Annotated in this window: 13 protein-coding genes and 1 pseudogene; 8 read left to right on the plus strand and 6 right to left on the minus strand. The window is 58.6% G+C overall.

Features of this window, described 5'->3' with window-relative positions:
• The 4 genes and pseudogenes from K1W69_RS23480 to K1W69_RS23495 form a co-directional block, all read right to left on the minus strand.
• The gene (locus tag K1W69_RS23480; RefSeq protein WP_370688297.1) at positions 1 to 993 is read right to left on the minus strand and encodes a HupE/UreJ family protein; all 993 of its coding nucleotides are present in this window, start codon (positions 991 to 993) and stop codon (positions 1 to 3) included.
• Positions 990 to 1,862, minus strand: coding sequence for a peptidylprolyl isomerase (locus K1W69_RS23485; RefSeq protein WP_220230893.1), 873 nt, complete (start codon positions 1,860 to 1,862; stop codon positions 990 to 992). The genes K1W69_RS23480 and K1W69_RS23485 overlap by 4 nt, the downstream gene beginning before the upstream one ends.
• Positions 1,863 to 1,939: 77 nt before the next feature.
• A pseudogene (locus tag K1W69_RS23490) lies at positions 1,940 to 3,880 on the minus strand (DUF3604 domain-containing protein).
• Between the two features lie 181 nt (positions 3,881 to 4,061).
• Positions 4,062 to 5,015 (minus strand): LysR substrate-binding domain-containing protein, encoded by a 954-nt coding sequence (locus K1W69_RS23495; RefSeq protein ID WP_220230894.1) that lies wholly within the window; start codon positions 5,013 to 5,015, stop codon positions 4,062 to 4,064.
• A 195-nt stretch (positions 5,016 to 5,210) separates the two neighbouring features.
• Between K1W69_RS23495 and katG the strand changes: the two genes are divergently transcribed.
• Positions 5,211 to 7,385: a catalase/peroxidase HPI gene (gene katG, locus K1W69_RS23500; protein ID WP_220230895.1), complete on the plus strand. Its 2,175-nt coding sequence runs from the start codon at positions 5,211 to 5,213 to the stop codon at positions 7,383 to 7,385.
• A 39-nt stretch (positions 7,386 to 7,424) separates the two neighbouring features.
• On the opposite strand, the gene K1W69_RS23505 is transcribed toward katG, so the two are convergent.
• On the minus strand, positions 7,425 to 7,658 hold the full coding sequence (locus K1W69_RS23505; RefSeq protein WP_220230896.1) for a hypervirulence associated TUDOR domain-containing protein: 234 nt from the start codon (positions 7,656 to 7,658) through the stop codon (positions 7,425 to 7,427).
• A gap of 157 nt (positions 7,659 to 7,815) precedes the next feature.
• Here K1W69_RS23505 and K1W69_RS23510 point away from each other — a divergent pair, with 157 nt between their 5' ends.
• The 7 genes from K1W69_RS23510 (at position 7,816) to K1W69_RS23540 (ending at position 14,578) form a co-directional block, all read left to right on the plus strand.
• Positions 7,816 to 8,226, plus strand: a complete 411-nt coding sequence (locus tag K1W69_RS23510) for a metallopeptidase family protein (protein ID WP_220230897.1) — start codon at positions 7,816 to 7,818, stop codon at positions 8,224 to 8,226.
• Positions 8,227 to 8,387: 161 nt separating this feature from the next.
• Positions 8,388 to 8,852 (plus strand): STAS domain-containing protein, encoded by a 465-nt coding sequence (locus K1W69_RS23515; RefSeq protein ID WP_220230898.1) that lies wholly within the window; start codon positions 8,388 to 8,390, stop codon positions 8,850 to 8,852.
• 369 nt (positions 8,853 to 9,221) lie between these two features.
• On the plus strand, positions 9,222 to 10,817 hold the full coding sequence (locus K1W69_RS23520) for a bifunctional AfsR/SARP family transcriptional regulator/alpha/beta hydrolase (protein WP_370688298.1): 1,596 nt from the start codon (positions 9,222 to 9,224) through the stop codon (positions 10,815 to 10,817).
• 197 nt (positions 10,818 to 11,014) lie between these two features.
• Positions 11,015 to 12,085 (plus strand): glutamine synthetase beta-grasp domain-containing protein, encoded by a 1,071-nt coding sequence (locus tag K1W69_RS23525; RefSeq protein ID WP_220230899.1) that lies wholly within the window; start codon positions 11,015 to 11,017, stop codon positions 12,083 to 12,085.
• Positions 12,086 to 12,228: 143 nt separating this feature from the next.
• On the plus strand, positions 12,229 to 12,480 hold the full coding sequence (locus K1W69_RS23530; RefSeq protein ID WP_220230900.1) for a YjiS-like domain-containing protein: 252 nt from the start codon (positions 12,229 to 12,231) through the stop codon (positions 12,478 to 12,480).
• A gap of 308 nt (positions 12,481 to 12,788) precedes the next feature.
• A complete protein-coding gene (locus K1W69_RS23535) occupies positions 12,789 to 14,357 on the plus strand; it encodes an FAD-dependent oxidoreductase (RefSeq protein ID WP_220230901.1) in 1,569 nt (522 codons plus the stop codon).
• A gap of 44 nt (positions 14,358 to 14,401) precedes the next feature.
• Positions 14,402 to 14,578: a YjiS-like domain-containing protein gene (locus K1W69_RS23540; RefSeq protein WP_220230902.1), complete on the plus strand. Its 177-nt coding sequence runs from the start codon at positions 14,402 to 14,404 to the stop codon at positions 14,576 to 14,578.
• A 117-nt stretch (positions 14,579 to 14,695) separates the two neighbouring features.
• Here the strand turns inward: K1W69_RS23540 and K1W69_RS23545 are convergent, their stop codons facing one another.
• Positions 14,696 to 15,571 (minus strand): AraC family transcriptional regulator, encoded by an 876-nt coding sequence (locus K1W69_RS23545; RefSeq protein WP_258571308.1) that lies wholly within the window; start codon positions 15,569 to 15,571, stop codon positions 14,696 to 14,698.
• Between the last annotated feature and the right edge of the window lie 102 nt (positions 15,572 to 15,673).

Consider the following 15,673-nt stretch of genomic DNA (forward strand, 5'->3'; position numbering starts at 1 on the left):
TCAAAAGGCCGCGACCCGCTCCACGAACCAGAATGCAGCGACCGAACCGACGCCGTATGCCGCAATCATCTGCGGCATACGACTGTTCAGAACGACAAGTTTGCGGATCAGAGCGATAGCGATCAACACGACAAAAATGAACAGGAGTTGCCCCGCTTCAACGCCGAGATTGAAGGACAGGAGCGCCATCGGCACATCCTTCTGCGGCAATCCGATTTCCCTCAGCGCGCCGCCGAAACCAAAACCGTGCAGCAACCCGAAGGCAAAGGCGATCAGCCAGGGATAGCGGATCGAGATATCCCGGCGTCCGCGCTCCCGGTTGATGATTTCGGCCGCGACGATGACGATGCTCAAGGCAATCAGGGCCTCCACAGGCTGTTGAGGAGCGCTCGCCCAACCGAAGGCGGCGAAGGCAAGCGTGATGGAATGCGCCACCGTAAAGGCGGTGACTGTCTCGACGAGTAGCCTGACACTCGGAATCAGCAGGAGCAAGGCCAGCACGAACAGCAGATGATCGACGCCTTGCAGGATATGCTCCTTACCCAGCAGGAAATAGGTTCTTGCAGTATCGAGCAGCGACGGGCTGGATGCGACGGTTATTTCAGGTCTTTCAGGTGTCAGCCGAGACGTCTGGACCGTGCCGTCGCGCCGTGTAAATCGAAAGAGCACATCGGTATATGTCGCCGAGAGGCCGCCAATGCCAATCGTCCGGTTTTGCAGTCCGTCGACGCATCGAATACGCCAGCGATTGACACGGGCGCTGTTCGTTCGTTCGCTGGTCACGGGCGATACGTCTTCGCACGCTTGCGGCAACTCGACATCGAGCGACAGGCGGAAATCGCCGCGCGCCGGCGTTTTCCAAAGCACGTCGTACAGAATTGCACCCTCTTCACGGATATCCAGAAAGGCCGGCCGCAACTCATGCGCCGCGGCCGCGCTGGAGAGGGACAGAGCCAGCATCAGTCCGGCCAGCCGCAGCAGAGAAGATTTCACTGTCTCGCCTCTTCGGCGGAACCTTGCGGCCAGTCGACAATGACTTCGTAGTTCTCCTTCATGGCATGGTAACGCTGCTCGGCGATTTTCCTGCGACGCTCGTCACGCCAGTCTCGAAGAACGATTTCCCGAATTTCATCGAGACCGGGTTGTCTTTCAGGCTCGAACGCATTCAGACGCACGAGGTGAACGCCAAAATCCGACATGACCGGTCCGGACCACGCGTCGAGCGGTAATGTCTCGAGCGCAGACGCGAATTTCGGTCCGAACAAGGCTTCGATCTGGCGGCGGCCGCTCGGCGCCATCGACCGAGGAAGCATGGTCGCGTCCCCCAAACCGCTGTTTCCCGTCGAGACGTCCTCTTCTTCCAGTGACGATAGCAAAGCGCGGGCGTCGACCATGGCTTCACCGTCGCGCCGCGCAGGGTCGAAATAGACTTGGCGAAAGGATGCGCGATAGGGAACAACGTAATTCTGTCGGTTCTTTTCGAGCCATGCGGCGAGTGCACCCTCGTCCGGAATCATTTCCTGCTCGTCGGGTTCGACAAGGAACTCCATTTTCTGCTGCAGACGCCGCCGAAAGATCGTGTCGTCCTGGTCGAGCCCCAGTTTCCGGCCTTCACGGTAATAGATTTCCTCCTTTACGAAGGCCTCGACAAGGCCCTGCAATTCCTTCTCGGTCGGCGGTCTCTGCCATGTTCGCGCGAAGATTTCCGAGATCTGGGCAATTCGACCGGCTCCGACCTGTACGATTTCGCGTGGAGGTTCGGGCGGCGCGCGGTCGAGATAAAGATACGCACCAAACGTTGCTGCGCCGATCAGCAGGAACTGGACGACAGGTTCGCGAAGCATCTGGCGCAACAAACTCATGAGAACACCATTTCCGACGGTGGACACAATTCGCCAGTCAGTCCTTCATCCCCGCGCGGAAGCAGGACCTCGCAGCGTCATTCCTCCGGATTGTACCAGACCGGCGAGGTGTAGGCGCGTTCCTGCAGCGTCATGCGTGTGCCCTCCAGAGGTGTGGAGCCAAAGCGATTCGCATCGTAGGCGGTCCATCGCGGCGTCGGTATCTCGATAACGCGGCCGTAGTAGAATGCGGGTTGAGCGGGATCGAAATCGGGGTCTTCCCAAACCGCGATCAGTTCGGGCGCGCCGATGGTATTGGTCCAGTTTGCAGCTTCAACGTCGACGGTGCTGCCAACTGCGGGAACCTTCCCGTCGTCTCCGGGCTCACGGTCGCCCGACCACGCCACATCATAGATCTTTTCGTGCAGGTCTCCATTGGCGTCCATCCAACCCTTGATAATCTGATAGCGATCGAGATTCGCGCCAATCGGGTCTTTCAACGCGGCGATAAGGAATGTCGGCGCTTTGCCGTCAGGCGCATTTCCGAGATCGCCTCCCATCGGCACGCCCTTCGTGTAACCGATATCGGCCGGCAGACGGTCCTCGGCGTCGGCCTGTGCGAAATCCCATCCTCCGAAAAATCTTACGACCATTCGCGGGCCTGTGGTCGCATAGGTTTCCCTGCGATACATGGCGTCCCAGAGAGCCTCTCGGGTATTGTCCTCGGCCCAGACGGCGGCATATCCGGACGCGCCGACTTCCCAGTCCATGATCTTGATTCCTGTGGCCGGATTATCGACGAACACAGCCTTCATGCGCTCCGGGCTCGGCTCCTGCGGCGTTGTCTTGCCGAAGAAATTTTCTTCGGCCATGGCCGCCAGTCCCGTGTGCGCGTCGCTGCTGCCAATGAGGCCGAATTTGTACGGATTGACGCCAAGCTCCTTTTCCAGCTTCAGGCCGTTCTTGAGAGCGGAGCGCGAATACTCGAATTCAAGCATGGCGTCGGTCTTCGGAACGCTGCCGTCGAGATTGCCCTTGTCCCAGAGTTCGAAATCCGCGAATTCGTCATTGGGAGAAAGATAGGGGTGGGCTTCGCCCGTACCCTTGGTCTGCGTCGTCTCGTAAAGGCGCTCCCATTTCGCTCTCGTTTCGGCGTAGCCGCTGTCGAGTTGCTTGCCGAAGGCTTCTTCGACCGGAAACATGATCCCGTTGCTCAGATTTCCGTTGTGCGGAATGGCGAGCACATTGCCGCCGGTCTTGTCTTCATAGGCGGCCATCCATTCCCAGAGGTGAACCGGATTGTCGCTTCCAGGCGCATACACCGTGAACGGCACGACCTAGCTGGCCTTGTCGCCATTGTCGCGAAAGATGACGTTGCGGTGGAGGTTGTTTCCATCGGTGTTCGACGTCCATTCGTAGCCGATGAAAGCCGTGAAGCGTCCGGGATCGTTGTAGGCCTCAGCGGCGTCGATCGTTTCCTGCCAGGCGTGCTTGTAGGCAGGCTGGCCAGGACCGTAGTAGATTTCTTGCGGAAAGGTGTTATGCGAAAAGGCCGTAATAATCTCAATCGCAGCTTCGTTTCCCTGGCCGTTCTTGACCATGTTGTACCATTTGCGGCCGGTGGGATCGGCGAGCACGTTCGGCTTGCCGGCGAACAGATCGGGGAAGAAACCCATATTGTCGGAATGGTCTGCAACGACCAGGAAATCGAGTGGGCGCGACAACTTCACCGGCTGTCCGGAAGACGCTGTCACCTGTTCGCCGCGGGCGAACCTGTAAGCATCGCGCGGCGTCAGACGCGCGCCAAATGCTCCCGCATCCATCGAGAAAGAGGTATGGAGATGAGTGTCGCCGAACAGCGGCCTCGTCGGGAAGTTCCGATCGGCATAGGGCGAGTACGCCTTTTTGTCCTGAAAAGCGCGCTCGGCTTTCAGGTCAGTAAGACTGCCGGAGTCCGACTGAAAATCCTGAGATACAGCGGGTAAAGGCGCCCCTATTACAAATGACGCCATTGCCAACGAATGCAACCATCGTGTCATAGCACTCCTCCACAAGTATGATCCTGTTCAAAAATATTATGAACTATAAATATACCACAATCATGGCCAAGACCAACGAGTACTATTTACAGCAAAACTCGAATAATTCGATTTTAATATTTCATCGCCTTTGTTTCCCGCACAGAGATATGATTTGGCACGACGAGTTACGCTCATGCATCTATGCAGAAAGACCCGCCGACTCGTCAGTCTTCGTCGGGGGCGCAGCCGGTTGCTGATTGGGCAACGCATCCGCCGATTCCCTGACTATTTCCGCGATCTGCATCAGTTGCCCGGCCAGCGGATTCGTTTTCCGCCAGATCATGCCGATCGTGCGAGAGGGTTGCGGCTCGGCGAAGCGCACGATGGACACCGACGCCGAGCGCGTTTCAACCGGCACCGCCATTTCGGGAATGAGCGTCACGCCTATACCTGCGCTGACCATCTGAACAAGCGTGGAAAGCGAACTTCCATCAAGCAGTTCCCGCGACAGGCCCGCATGGATGTTGCAGAAGGAGAGCGCCTGATCGCGAAAGCAATGTCCTTCCTCGAGCAGCAGCAGCCGCATTTCCCGCAGCATGTCGCGATCAGGAATGGGCTTGCCCTCGTCCTCTCCCGGTCGAACCAAAACGAAACTTTCCTTGAAAAGCGCAACCTCCGTTAATGACGGCTCCGACACCGGCAGCGCCACGATCGCCGTGTCGATCCGGCCGTCCTCCAGTTCCTGGATCAGCTTCTGCGTCTGGGTCTCCCGCAAATGGATATCCAGACCATCATGCACCCGGGCGAGATTTCCGATGATCGTCGGCAGAAGATATGGCGCGATCGTTGGAATCACACCAATCCGCAGCCGTCCAACCAGGCGGTTCTGCGAAGCGCGGGCGAGGTCGCTCAGTTCATCGACCGAACGGAGAATATCGCGAACGCGACCGGCGAACTCCTCTCCGAAATTAGTCAGTCGGATCTGTCGAGCGCCTCTTTCAAAGAGTTCCGTGCCCAGGGATTCCTCCAGTTCACGGATCTGCATCGACAGGGCGGGCTGGGAAATCGCACATGCATCCGCAGCGTGTCCGAAGTGTCCATGCTGCGCAAGCGATTCGAAATAGCGAAGCTGTTTGAGTGTCAAATTTTTCATAAGAAAATCTTATCGCAAAAATCAGAAAATACAACTTTATCTAATCAACAAGAATTATTATAGTTCAAACGAAGTCAGGACTCAGTCGGCGCCCAGACCGGCGAGCGAGGTGGCTTTTGTTTTAAGCAAGCCCGGTTACCGGGCGCCTGATAACCCTCGTACAAACAACCCACGCGACCACGACGGGAGAGAAAAATGGACAAGAAAGTCGACGAATCGGGCAAGTGCCCGGTCATGCATGGCGGCGTCACCGCCATGGGCAGCAATGTCATGAGCTGGTGGCCGAATGCGCTCAATCTGGAAATCCTGCATCAGCATGATTCCAAGACCAATCCGATGGGCAAGGAGTTTTCCTATCGCGACGAAGTCAGAAAGCTTGACTACGACGCCGTGAAGCAAGACCTGCACGCATTGATGACCGACAGCCAGGAATGGTGGCCGGCCGACTGGGGTCACTATGGCGGACTGATGATCCGCATGGCCTGGCACGCCGCCGGCTCTTATCGTCTGGCCGACGGCCGCGGCGGCGGCGGCACGGGCAACCAGCGTTTCGCTCCATTGAACTCCTGGCCGGACAATGTCAGCCTCGACAAGGCGCGGCGCCTGCTGTGGCCGATCAAGAAGAAATACGGCAACAAGCTTTCCTGGGCGGACCTGATCATTCTCGCCGGCAACGTCGCCTATGAATCCATGGGACTGAAGACATTCGGCTTTGGTTATGGCCGCGAGGACATCTGGCATCCGGAAATGGACGTCTATTGGGGCGCGGAAAAGGAATGGCTCGCTCCTTCGGACGGTCGCTACGGCGACGTGGAACATCCGGAAACGATGGAAAATCCTCTCGCCGCCGTCCAGATGGGCCTGATCTACGTGAACCCGGAGGGCGTGAACGGCAAGCCGGACCCGATGAAGACCGCCGCGCAGGTTCGCGAGACATTCAAGCGCATGGCGATGAATGACGAGGAAACCGCTGCTCTGACGGCCGGCGGACATACCGTCGGCAAGACCCACGGCAACGGCAACGCCGACCTGCTTGGTCCCGATCCCGAAACCGCTGGGCCCGAGGCGCAAGGCCTCGGCTGGGCCAACCCGGAAATGAAGGGCCTGGCGGCGAACGCCGTGACGTCCGGTCTCGAAGGCGCCTGGACGACGGAGCCGACGAAATTCGACATGGGCTTCTTCGACATGCTGTTCGGTCATGAATGGGAACTGCGCAAGTCGCCGGCAGGCGCCTGGCAGTGGGAGCCGGTTGACATCAAGGAAGAAGACAAGCCGGTTGACGCCAGCAATCCTTCCGTCCGTCACAATCCGATGATGACCGACGCCGACATGGCGATGAAGGTGGACCCGATCTACAACGCGATCTGCCAGAAATTCATGGCGGACCCGGAATATTTCAAGGACACGTTCGCGCGCGCCTGGTTCAAGCTGACCCACCGCGACATGGGACCGAAAGTCCGCTACATCGGACCGGAAGTTCCCCAGGAAGACCTGATCTGGCAGGATCCGATCCCGGCCGGCTCGACCTCATACGACGTCGACGCCGTGAAGGCGAAGATCGCCGCTTCCGGCCTTTCTCTGACCGAACTGGTTTCAACGGCCTGGGACAGCGCACGGACCTATCGCGGTTCGGACATGCGCGGCGGCGCCAACGGCGCGCGCATCCGGCTGGCGCCGCAAAAGGATTGGGAAGGCAACGAGCCCGACCGCCTGGCGAAGGTGCTTTCGGTGCTTGAGCCGATAGCCGCCGAAACCGGCGCTTCGATCGCTGACGTTATCGTGTTGGCCGGCAATGTCGGAGTGGAACAGGCGATCGCCGCCGCCGGCTTCGATGTGACCGTTCCCTTCACGCCTGGTCGCGGCGACGCTACCGACGAAATGACGGATGCGGAAAGCTTCGACGCGCTGGAGCCGCTGGCCGATGGATACCGCAACTGGCTGAAGGACGATTACGTTGTCAGCGCCGAGGAACTGATGCTCGACCGCACGCAACTCATGGGCCTGACCGCGAACGAAATGACGATCCTGGTCGGCGGCATGCGCGCCATGGGCGCAAACCATGGCGGCACGAAGCATGGCGTCTTTACCGACCGCGAAGGCGCTTTGACGACGGATTTCTTCATCAACCTGACCGACATGGGCAATAGCTGGACACCGGTCGGAGACGGCACATATGAGATCCGCGACCGCAAGTCCGGCGCTGTCAAATGGACCGCGACACGCATGGATCTTGTTTTCGGCTCCAACTCTGTGCTGCGCGCCTACGCCGAAGTCTACGCCCAGGACGACAATGCGGAGAAGTTCGTGCACGACTTCGTGGCAGCCTGGACCAAGGTGATGAACGCGGATCGTTTTGATCTGATCGACTGATCCGGATTACTCGTTTCCGAGATTGCCGGGGGCGGCGCTTCATTTGTTTGAAGCGCCGCCCTTTTTCGTGAGCTCTGTATGGCTCTTCAGAACACGATCGCCGTCGTCCTGCCTGATCAGGTAGGCGGGCTCCTCCTCACTGGCGTTGCGCGTCACCTCGTTGCCCTTGATGGTTCTCGTCACCTTGTCGGTGAAAATTTCGGCGACCGTCCCTGAACCCACGCCCGAGCCCCAGTTCCATTCCACCGTGGTTCCTGTCTGATAATGTTTCATGTCTTGTCCTGATTGATCTCGACCAGGGAGGAATGCTTGTGAGCGGCGCAGGTTCCCCGCGGCGGACGGCAATCGCCAGTGGCGTCCAAAGACGATCCGTCCCATATTGAGCATCACAGTCCAAACTCCGTATGAGCCGATACATGGATGTAAATTGATGGAATTACATCGTAACGACAACAGGACGCCCAGCCTCGATGAATTCGAATCGCTTGGCCGCGCAGCGATGAACAGCCTGCCGGAGGAATTTCTAAATGTCTGCCGGGATGTCCAGATTGTAGCCGCAGATTATGCCGCCGCAGATGTTCTGAACGAACTGGGCCTCAAGGATCCGCTGGAGTTGCTGGGCCTGTTCGAGGGCGTCGGCATGGCGCAAGGGGCGACGGAAGTCCGAACTGGACAGATGCCCAACCGGATCTGGCTCTACCGCAACGCTATCCTGGAATATTGGCGCGATCATGACGATACGCTCGAAGCGATCGTCCAGCATGTCCTCGTACACGAAATCGGCCACCATTTCGGTTTTTCGGATGACGATATGGAAGCGATCGAGAACGCGGCCGACTAAAATCGGAATCGCAATTTCAACGCTGCCGACCTGAAATTACCACTGCCCCTACCACGCTCGCTCACACGCCCGCAGTGGATTTCACCTGTAATAGGCGGGCCGCATTTGATCGGCCTGCAGGCGGCCGCATGCCAGGAGCCGCGCAGGAAGGAAAACCCAACATGGAATGTACAACAAGAACGACAGGCTCGCTGTCGATCGTCGAAATCGCCGGCGCTGTAGACAGCCGATCGGCGGGACAACTCTATGACGTGCTCGTGGATATCGTGCGTGACAGCCAGTCAAAATTGATTGTCGATCTTTCAAAAGTGCAGTCGATGACCCGCGCCGGCGTCCGGGGACTGGTCGTCGCGGCGAAGCTTCTTATGCCTGGAAGAGACAAGATGCGAATTTGCGGCGCGAACCGCACAACGGAAGACATGCTACGGGGCCTGGGTCTCGACCATCTTCTGAACATTGATCCGACGCTTGAAGCTTCCCTTGCGATCCTGTTTCCCCAGGTAAACGGACCGGGCGTGTTTTCGTCTGCAGGACGACCCGCGGGCATGCCGGCAGACCGTCCGGCGCAGACCACGAAAACTGATGCCCGGAACACCGGCACGCCGGCGACTGCCGTTTTCTGGTAGTTTCCCGTCGTCATTGACGTGTCGTTACGCCGGCCGTGTCCGACGACAAGGCGGAAACCGCCTTCTATCAGCCATAGATCGCAAACGAATATTCCGAAAGGACACACGTTTCCTTTCGGAATTTCAGCTATTGCAGCGATTATCGCCTGGCAGACAAAACCCAAACAAGCTTCGCACATCATGCCTCATTGAGAGGTATCGGTAATCATCATTGCGAACAACGGCCGGAGATGCTTGCGCGAGTGAAGTTCCCGAATCAGTACTTTAGAGGTAATTCTTGCGATGTGTGGTCAAGACCACACCTCCGGTTGAGCGTTGCTTCTAACAGGGCCAGATGCAATTGTCAGCAACAGGCTCGGAGAACCATTCGTGATCGCCATTCAGACATTGGGTCCACTGCAGATTACGCTCGACGGCGAAGCTTTGCAGATGCCCGCTTCCCGCAAGACGCGGGCGCTTTTGGGATTTCTGGTCCTTTCGGAAGCCCCGCAGCGTCGAGACAGGCTGTGCGATCTTTTCTGGGATGTGCCTGACGATCCGAGAGGCGCGTTGCGCTGGTCGTTAAGCAAACTCAGACCGCTGATGAACACCGGAGGCAGGACGCGGCTGTTGGCGGACCGGGAACGCGTCCAGATCGACCCCGGCACGATATCGGTCGATTTTCACAAAGTCAGGATGCAGGCGAATGGCGAGACGGAGAAAGCTTCCACTCTCGAGCAGGCGTGGGAACGCGCGAACCACCTCCTGATGGAGAATTGCGAACTGCCAAACCAGTCGGATTTCGGAGCGTGGCTCGAGCACAAGCGGGGTGAGGTCTCAAGGCTTCGCATCCGGCTGGCGCGTCACCTGGCGATGTCCGGCGACGCGGCCCCGGAGAACACGGAAGTATGGGCCGAACGCTGGCTCATGGATGCTCCCTTCGACCCTGTGGCGGCGCAATGCGCGGTCGCCGCGAAACGGCGTCTCGGACGACAGCATGAGGCCGAATCTTTGGCCGAAGAAATGGACAGGGCGTTTTCAGAAGCCGGGCTGGACCAGCCCGACTGGTCGGTCGATCCCATCGCTACGGGCGTTTCGTTTACGCCGATTGCACACGAGCTGAATACCGAAGAGACGCCACAACAGGTTGTACGGTTCGCGCAGTCGGAAGACGATATCTCATTGGCCTGGGCAACCGTCGGCAAACCGGACAATCCACCCCTGGTGAAAGCCGCCAACTGGCTATCGCATCTCGAACTCGATTGGGAAGCGCCGATCTGGAGCCCGCAGTTTCGCGAGTTGGCGAAATCCTATCACTTCATCCGCTACGATGAGCGGGGCTGCGGGCTTTCGGACTGGGACGCTCCGGAGATCAGCTTCGAAAGTTTCGTCAAGGATCTTGAACTTGTCGCCGACGCAGCCGGTCTGGAGCGCTTCCCGCTTCTGGGGATCAGTCAGGGCGCCGCCGTGTCGATCGAATTCGCTGCGCGCCATCCGGATCGGGTGTCGCATCTCATCCTCTTTGGTGGTTATGCGGCCGGATGGCGACATACTGCGAGCCCCGAGGAAGTCAGGGAACGGGAAGCCGTAATGGTGCTGACGGAAACTGGCTGGGGTCGCGCTAATCCTTCTTATCGTCACCTCTTTTCGCAAACTTTCATGCCAAGCGCCACAGCGGACGAGCTGGCCTGGTTTGACGAGTTCCAGGCCCGAACAACCTCTCCGGAAAACGCCGTCCGGTTTCTCGAAGCCTTCTCCACGATCGACGTGCGCGAGAGGCTAAAGGATATCCGGTGCCCAACGATGGTCATCCACAGCCGCAACGACCTGCGTATTCCGATGTCTTCGGGCCGATCGCTGGCGGCGCAGATCCCGAATGCCGAATTCGTAGGGCTGGAGAGCGAGAACCATCTCCTGATCGGGCGTGAACCGGCTTCAATGGAATTCCTCAAGGCCGTAAGGCGCTTTTTGCAGACAGAGGCCTGAATTGCCGCCCGACTTGCCTGCCCCGTAACCGTCGCTCCCCATGTCGACGATCCTCGATCCGTGGGCATTTTTCTTTGACGCGACTTCTACGCCATTCCAACGGTCGCCGATTGTCGATTCCACGGTTTCCACCACGCTGGCTCCAACATGGCGGGCGTTTACACCGCCGCGTCAAAACAACGATATGGAGCAAGTTGATGATTTTTGCAGAATACATCTGGCTGGATGGAACCCAGCCGACCCAGAGCCTGCGTTCCAAGACCCGCATGGTCCGTTGCGATGCGGAAAATCCTGAACCGCACGATTTTCCCGACTGGAGCTTTGATGGATCGTCGACCAGCCAGGCGGATGGATCGGATTCCGATTGCGCCCTGGCGCCTGTGTGTGTTGTCAAGGACCCTATCCGTGGCGGCGACAGCTATTTCGTGCTGTGCGAGGTCTTCAATGCGGATGGCTCTCCTCACACGACGAATATGCGCGCTGGCCTCCGCGCGGTGCTGAACGCCGGCGCCTTGGAGCAGGACCCGTGGATCGGTTTCGAGCAGGAATACACGCTGATGAAGGCCGGCCGGCCGCTGGGCTTTCCCACAGAAGGCTATCCTGGCCCGCAGGGACCCTATTATTGCGGTATCGGCGCGGACCGCGCGTTCGGCCGCGACACTGCCGAAACGCATGCCCGATACTGCCATGAGGCAGGCTTGCTCTACTACGGCCTGAATGCTGAAGTAATGCCCGGACAATGGGAGTTCCAGATCGGTTATCGCGGTGACGACAGGGACGATCCGTCGCTTCTCAATGCAGCCGACCACCTGTGGATCGCCCGTTACAACCTTCACCGGATCGCCGAAAAGGCAGGCCTGATCGCCTCCCTGGAGAACAAGCCGATCAAGGGCGACTGGAACGGCGCCGGAATGCACACAAATTTCTCGACGCTGCAGACGCGCGCAGAAGGCGGAATCAATGCAATTCGGGAAGCAACGGAGCGTTTGTCTGGTCGGCACGACGACCACATCAGCGTTTATGGCCACGGGCTCGCTGACCGGCTGACCGGTCTGCACGAAACCTGTTCGATCAGTGATTTCAAGGTCGGAAGCGCCGACAGGGGCGCATCGATCCGCATACCGCTCGGCGTGGAGTTGCACGGCGCTGGGTACTTCGAAGACCGTCGTCCGGGCGCAAACGCCGACCCCTATCAGGTTGCAGCCAGACTGGCGGCGACTGTCTGCGAAATCGACGATACGCAGACCAACCTCGAAAACGCAGCCTGATCCGGAGGGACGAATCCGCGCAAAGTCGGGAGAGTGTGGTGTTTGTCACCGTGCTTTCCCGCCATCAGGCCTAATGCACGCTTGGCGACCAATCAGGCAACTGAGGGTTGCTTGCCAGACAGAGTAACGGAAAGGGTCCGAAAATGTTCTCGTCAGCCATCAATATACCAGGCAGCCGAATTGTCAGCCAATTGGGCGCAGACTTCCGCCAGGCTTTGAAGCATTTCACCGATCGACGGCAATTCAACAGGCTGCTCGATCTGGAGGATGCGATACTCGACGATATCGGCGTGACGCGCGGCGATGTCCAGATCGCAAGCCGCCTGCCGCTCAAGAAAAACGCGGCGCTGGAACTGCGTCGCATATCGCTAGTGCGCCGGCGTCATTGCAAATGAAAATCGAGCAGCAAAAGGTGCATTTCCACGGGGTTTGCCGCCGCATCACGTTGCGAAACTGTAGCCAGGAGTGGAACCCGCGCCGAAATAACACTCAGTTTCAACGCTTGAGCGACGACGACACAGGCTAATTACCACGATCATTCCAACGGCCGTGCTTTTCAAGGCCCGGCAGGACAAAGCGCCTATCCACCATCAAAGCCGATCTTCAGATCGCCAGCAGAGACCCCGACACGCCGTCGGGACGTCCGCAGACGGTCACGAATGGAAGAACGCGCATTTCGAACTCGAACGAATGGATACCTCTAATGGCACACACTCTTGAGGATTCGAATCTCGCCGTACAGACTTGCGAAGTCTGCATCATTGGAGCGGGCGTCTCCGGTCTGAACGCCTTGTTCGCCGCCGCGCAATATCTGCAACCGACCGACAAGGTGGTTCTGATCGACCGAAATGAAGAAGCAGGCGGAATGTGGACGCAAGTCTATGACTTCTGCCGTCTCCACCAGCCGCATCCGTCCTTCACCGTCGGCAACATGAACTGGAACTGGTCGAAGCCCAGGGAATATCTCGCCACCGCCCACGAGGTCAAAGCGCATCTGCAAAGCTGCTATGAAACCCTGCGACACAGCGTGGACGTCGAACAGCTGTTCGGACACACGGTGACTGAATGCGAAGAGATCCCGGCGCGCAAGGGCGCGATCGCGCGGGTGACGGTCCATCCCAATGGCTCCGAAGGAGAGCGCCGGATCATCGAGGCCCGCAGGGTGATCAAAGCCTACGGCTATGATGTTCCGCAACCGGAGCCGATAACGTTTGAAAGCAGCCGGATCGTTTCGACCACGCCGCAACTGCTTGGCGCGAGCGCAGATCTTGACGACCGGGCGCCGATCTACGTCGTGGGCGGCGGAAAAACCGGAATGGACACTTGTCTTGCAGTTCTCGACCGGTTGCCAAAACGCCCCCTCAAGCTGATCAACGGCACTGGCTCCGTCTTTGCGGAACGCGGCAAGTTCTTTCCCCGCGGCGCGCGGCGCTGGTGGGACGGACATATGGTGACCAGGGTCTTTCGGGATCAGGCGATGCTGTTCGACGGAACGAATGAGGACGAGGCGTTCTATCATTTCCGCCGCAACTACACGGTTGGTCTTGCAGGGGCGCAGCAACAGTTTTTCTTCGGCATATTGTCGGAAGAGGAACGCCGAGACATCGCCAATGGCGTTGACGAGATCTTCAACGAGTATCTTGTCGATGTCGTGGACACCGCCGACGGCCCTGAAATGGTGTTTCGCAGCGGCGAGCGAAGAAGCGTGGAACCTGGAAGCGTCTTCATCAACTGCACAGGCCATCTGATGCGCCACCAACACGCCGACGAACCGTATCTCTCTGAACATGGCGCAATCCTGACGATTACGCCACGTTCGATGGTGCACTTCCTCTCGAGCGCCGCCGCCTATTTCCTGACGCATCTGATGTTTCTGGAAAAGTTGCGGGATTTGCCGCTCTATGCGTTCGACGGCGAAACCATGGCCGCGAAGAACAACCATGTCTATCACACGTCGCTGATCTCGCTCACTTTCATGAACATGGTCACGATGATGCAGGTCCTTCCATTCGCAATCGTGAATGGCTGCGGGCTCGACTTTGATCGCCTCTATCCCCTGCCGCGACGCGCCCTTGTGCTCATCGACATCAAGCTCAGGGGGCAGCGTTATGTGAGTCAATGCCGCAAAGCGCTCGACCGCGTGTCACAGCGGTTCGGCGTGCGCTGCGGCCGGCTTCCGACCCAGACCGGAAGTCGTAGCGAACGAGTAGGCGTCGTGGATCGGAACAAAGCAGAAGCAAAATTACAGCCGCTGTCCCTGGCGCGGCAATAACGACAATTCCAGCTTGGAATTCAGAAATCAAAAAGGAGAAAAAAATGTCTATATACAACTCAGTGCGCGGCGCGATCGAACGGGTCGGCGCCGCAAGGCGGCGTCGCCGCGACTATGACAAGCTCAATGCGATGGACGACCGTCAACTGTATGATATCGGACTCACGCGCGGCGATATCATGGCGGGTTTTGCCCGGCGGCGCAGCCAGTTCGGCGAATAGAATGACAGAATGGAACTGTGCGGTCGCACTGCAAAGACCGGGTCCGGGTGAATACATCCGGGCCCTTTTGCGTGCCCGTAGACCGAACTTACACCTCTGTCGCCATCTTCCCCGGGCCTATATGCCCAATTCTCCCGCAGTTCGCATGAATCGGCCAGGCGGCACGCCCGTGTGACGGCTGAAGGCAGTGCTGAAAGTGCTCGCCGAGCCGTATCCGATCTTTCTCGCCACTTCATCCAGAGCTACCCCACCTGTTCGTAGCAGGTCCTTCGCAACGGCCATCCGCCAAATCTGAAGATATTCCATCGGCCTGACGCCGACCGTGCGGGCAAACTCTTCGAAGAAAGCCGACCGGGACATGCCGGCCTTACGCGCCAGACCACCCACCGTCCAATATTGCCCGGCGTCGTCGTGCATCAACCGCAATGCAATGGCGATCCGGGGTGTGGCCAGTCCGCGCAGCAACCCCGGCAAGGCCGCTTCACGCGGAACGGATCGCAGGGCTTCGATCAGAAGGACCTCGATCAGGCGAGTCAGGATGAGGTCACGGCCATCTTTGTCGGCGGCGGCCTCATCACCGACAATGCTCACCAGTTGCGCCAGTCTCGGTAGACCGCGGATATGTATCATACGGGGAAGCAGCGATACGAGCAGTGCGGCGTCAGGCGACTGGAATGTGAAGTATCCGCCGAACTGGCGGACATCAGGCGGACCGTCCTGACGGCCGTAGCGAATTTCCTTGCCAGGCGCCGCATGGTGCGGATCCACGCGCTTCGGCGTCACTGGTTCGAAACCGGACATGGTGAAGGCCGGTGTCGCCGGCAGGAGGACGAAATCTCCCGTTTCCAGCACAACTGGCGACTCACCGTCGACAGCCAGGCGGCATCGCCCCTCTGTCACGGCGCAAAAACCTGGCTGTCCGAAATCGGAATAGCGTACGGCCCAGCGGCCGGCCCCGCTGATTGCCTTCGAGAAGACAGCGTGCGGGCGCAAAAGCTAGATTACCTGGGACAACGGATCTGACATTTTGGACTATTACAAATAAAATTGGGACTATTGATAGATGATAGTCCAATAAATGCCGATTATCTCCGG

The organism is Flavimaribacter sediminis (genome assembly GCF_019492055.1).
GTDB lineage: Bacteria > Pseudomonadota > Alphaproteobacteria > Rhizobiales > Rhizobiaceae > Flavimaribacter > Flavimaribacter sediminis.

What these genes read in the sequence shown, in the direction of transcription:
- K1W69_RS23485 (WP_220230893.1), bottom strand. Translation starts at nt 1,862, where the DNA reads ATGAGTTTGTTGCGCCAGATGCTTCGCGAACCTGTCGTCCAGTTCCTG.
- K1W69_RS23495 (WP_220230894.1), bottom strand. Translation starts at nt 5,015, where the DNA reads ATGAAAAATTTGACACTCAAACAGCTTCGCTATTTCGAATCGCTTGCG.
- katG (WP_220230895.1), top strand. Translation starts at nt 5,211, where the DNA reads ATGGACAAGAAAGTCGACGAATCGGGCAAGTGCCCGGTCATGCATGGC.
- K1W69_RS23505 (WP_220230896.1), bottom strand. Translation starts at nt 7,658, where the DNA reads ATGAAACATTATCAGACAGGAACCACGGTGGAATGGAACTGGGGCTCG.
- K1W69_RS23510 (WP_220230897.1), top strand. Translation starts at nt 7,816, where the DNA reads ATGGAATTACATCGTAACGACAACAGGACGCCCAGCCTCGATGAATTC.
- K1W69_RS23515 (WP_220230898.1), top strand. Translation starts at nt 8,388, where the DNA reads ATGGAATGTACAACAAGAACGACAGGCTCGCTGTCGATCGTCGAAATC.
- K1W69_RS23525 (WP_220230899.1), top strand. Translation starts at nt 11,015, where the DNA reads ATGATTTTTGCAGAATACATCTGGCTGGATGGAACCCAGCCGACCCAG.
- K1W69_RS23530 (WP_220230900.1), top strand. Translation starts at nt 12,229, where the DNA reads ATGTTCTCGTCAGCCATCAATATACCAGGCAGCCGAATTGTCAGCCAA.
- K1W69_RS23535 (WP_220230901.1), top strand. Translation starts at nt 12,789, where the DNA reads ATGGCACACACTCTTGAGGATTCGAATCTCGCCGTACAGACTTGCGAA.
- K1W69_RS23540 (WP_220230902.1), top strand. Translation starts at nt 14,402, where the DNA reads ATGTCTATATACAACTCAGTGCGCGGCGCGATCGAACGGGTCGGCGCC.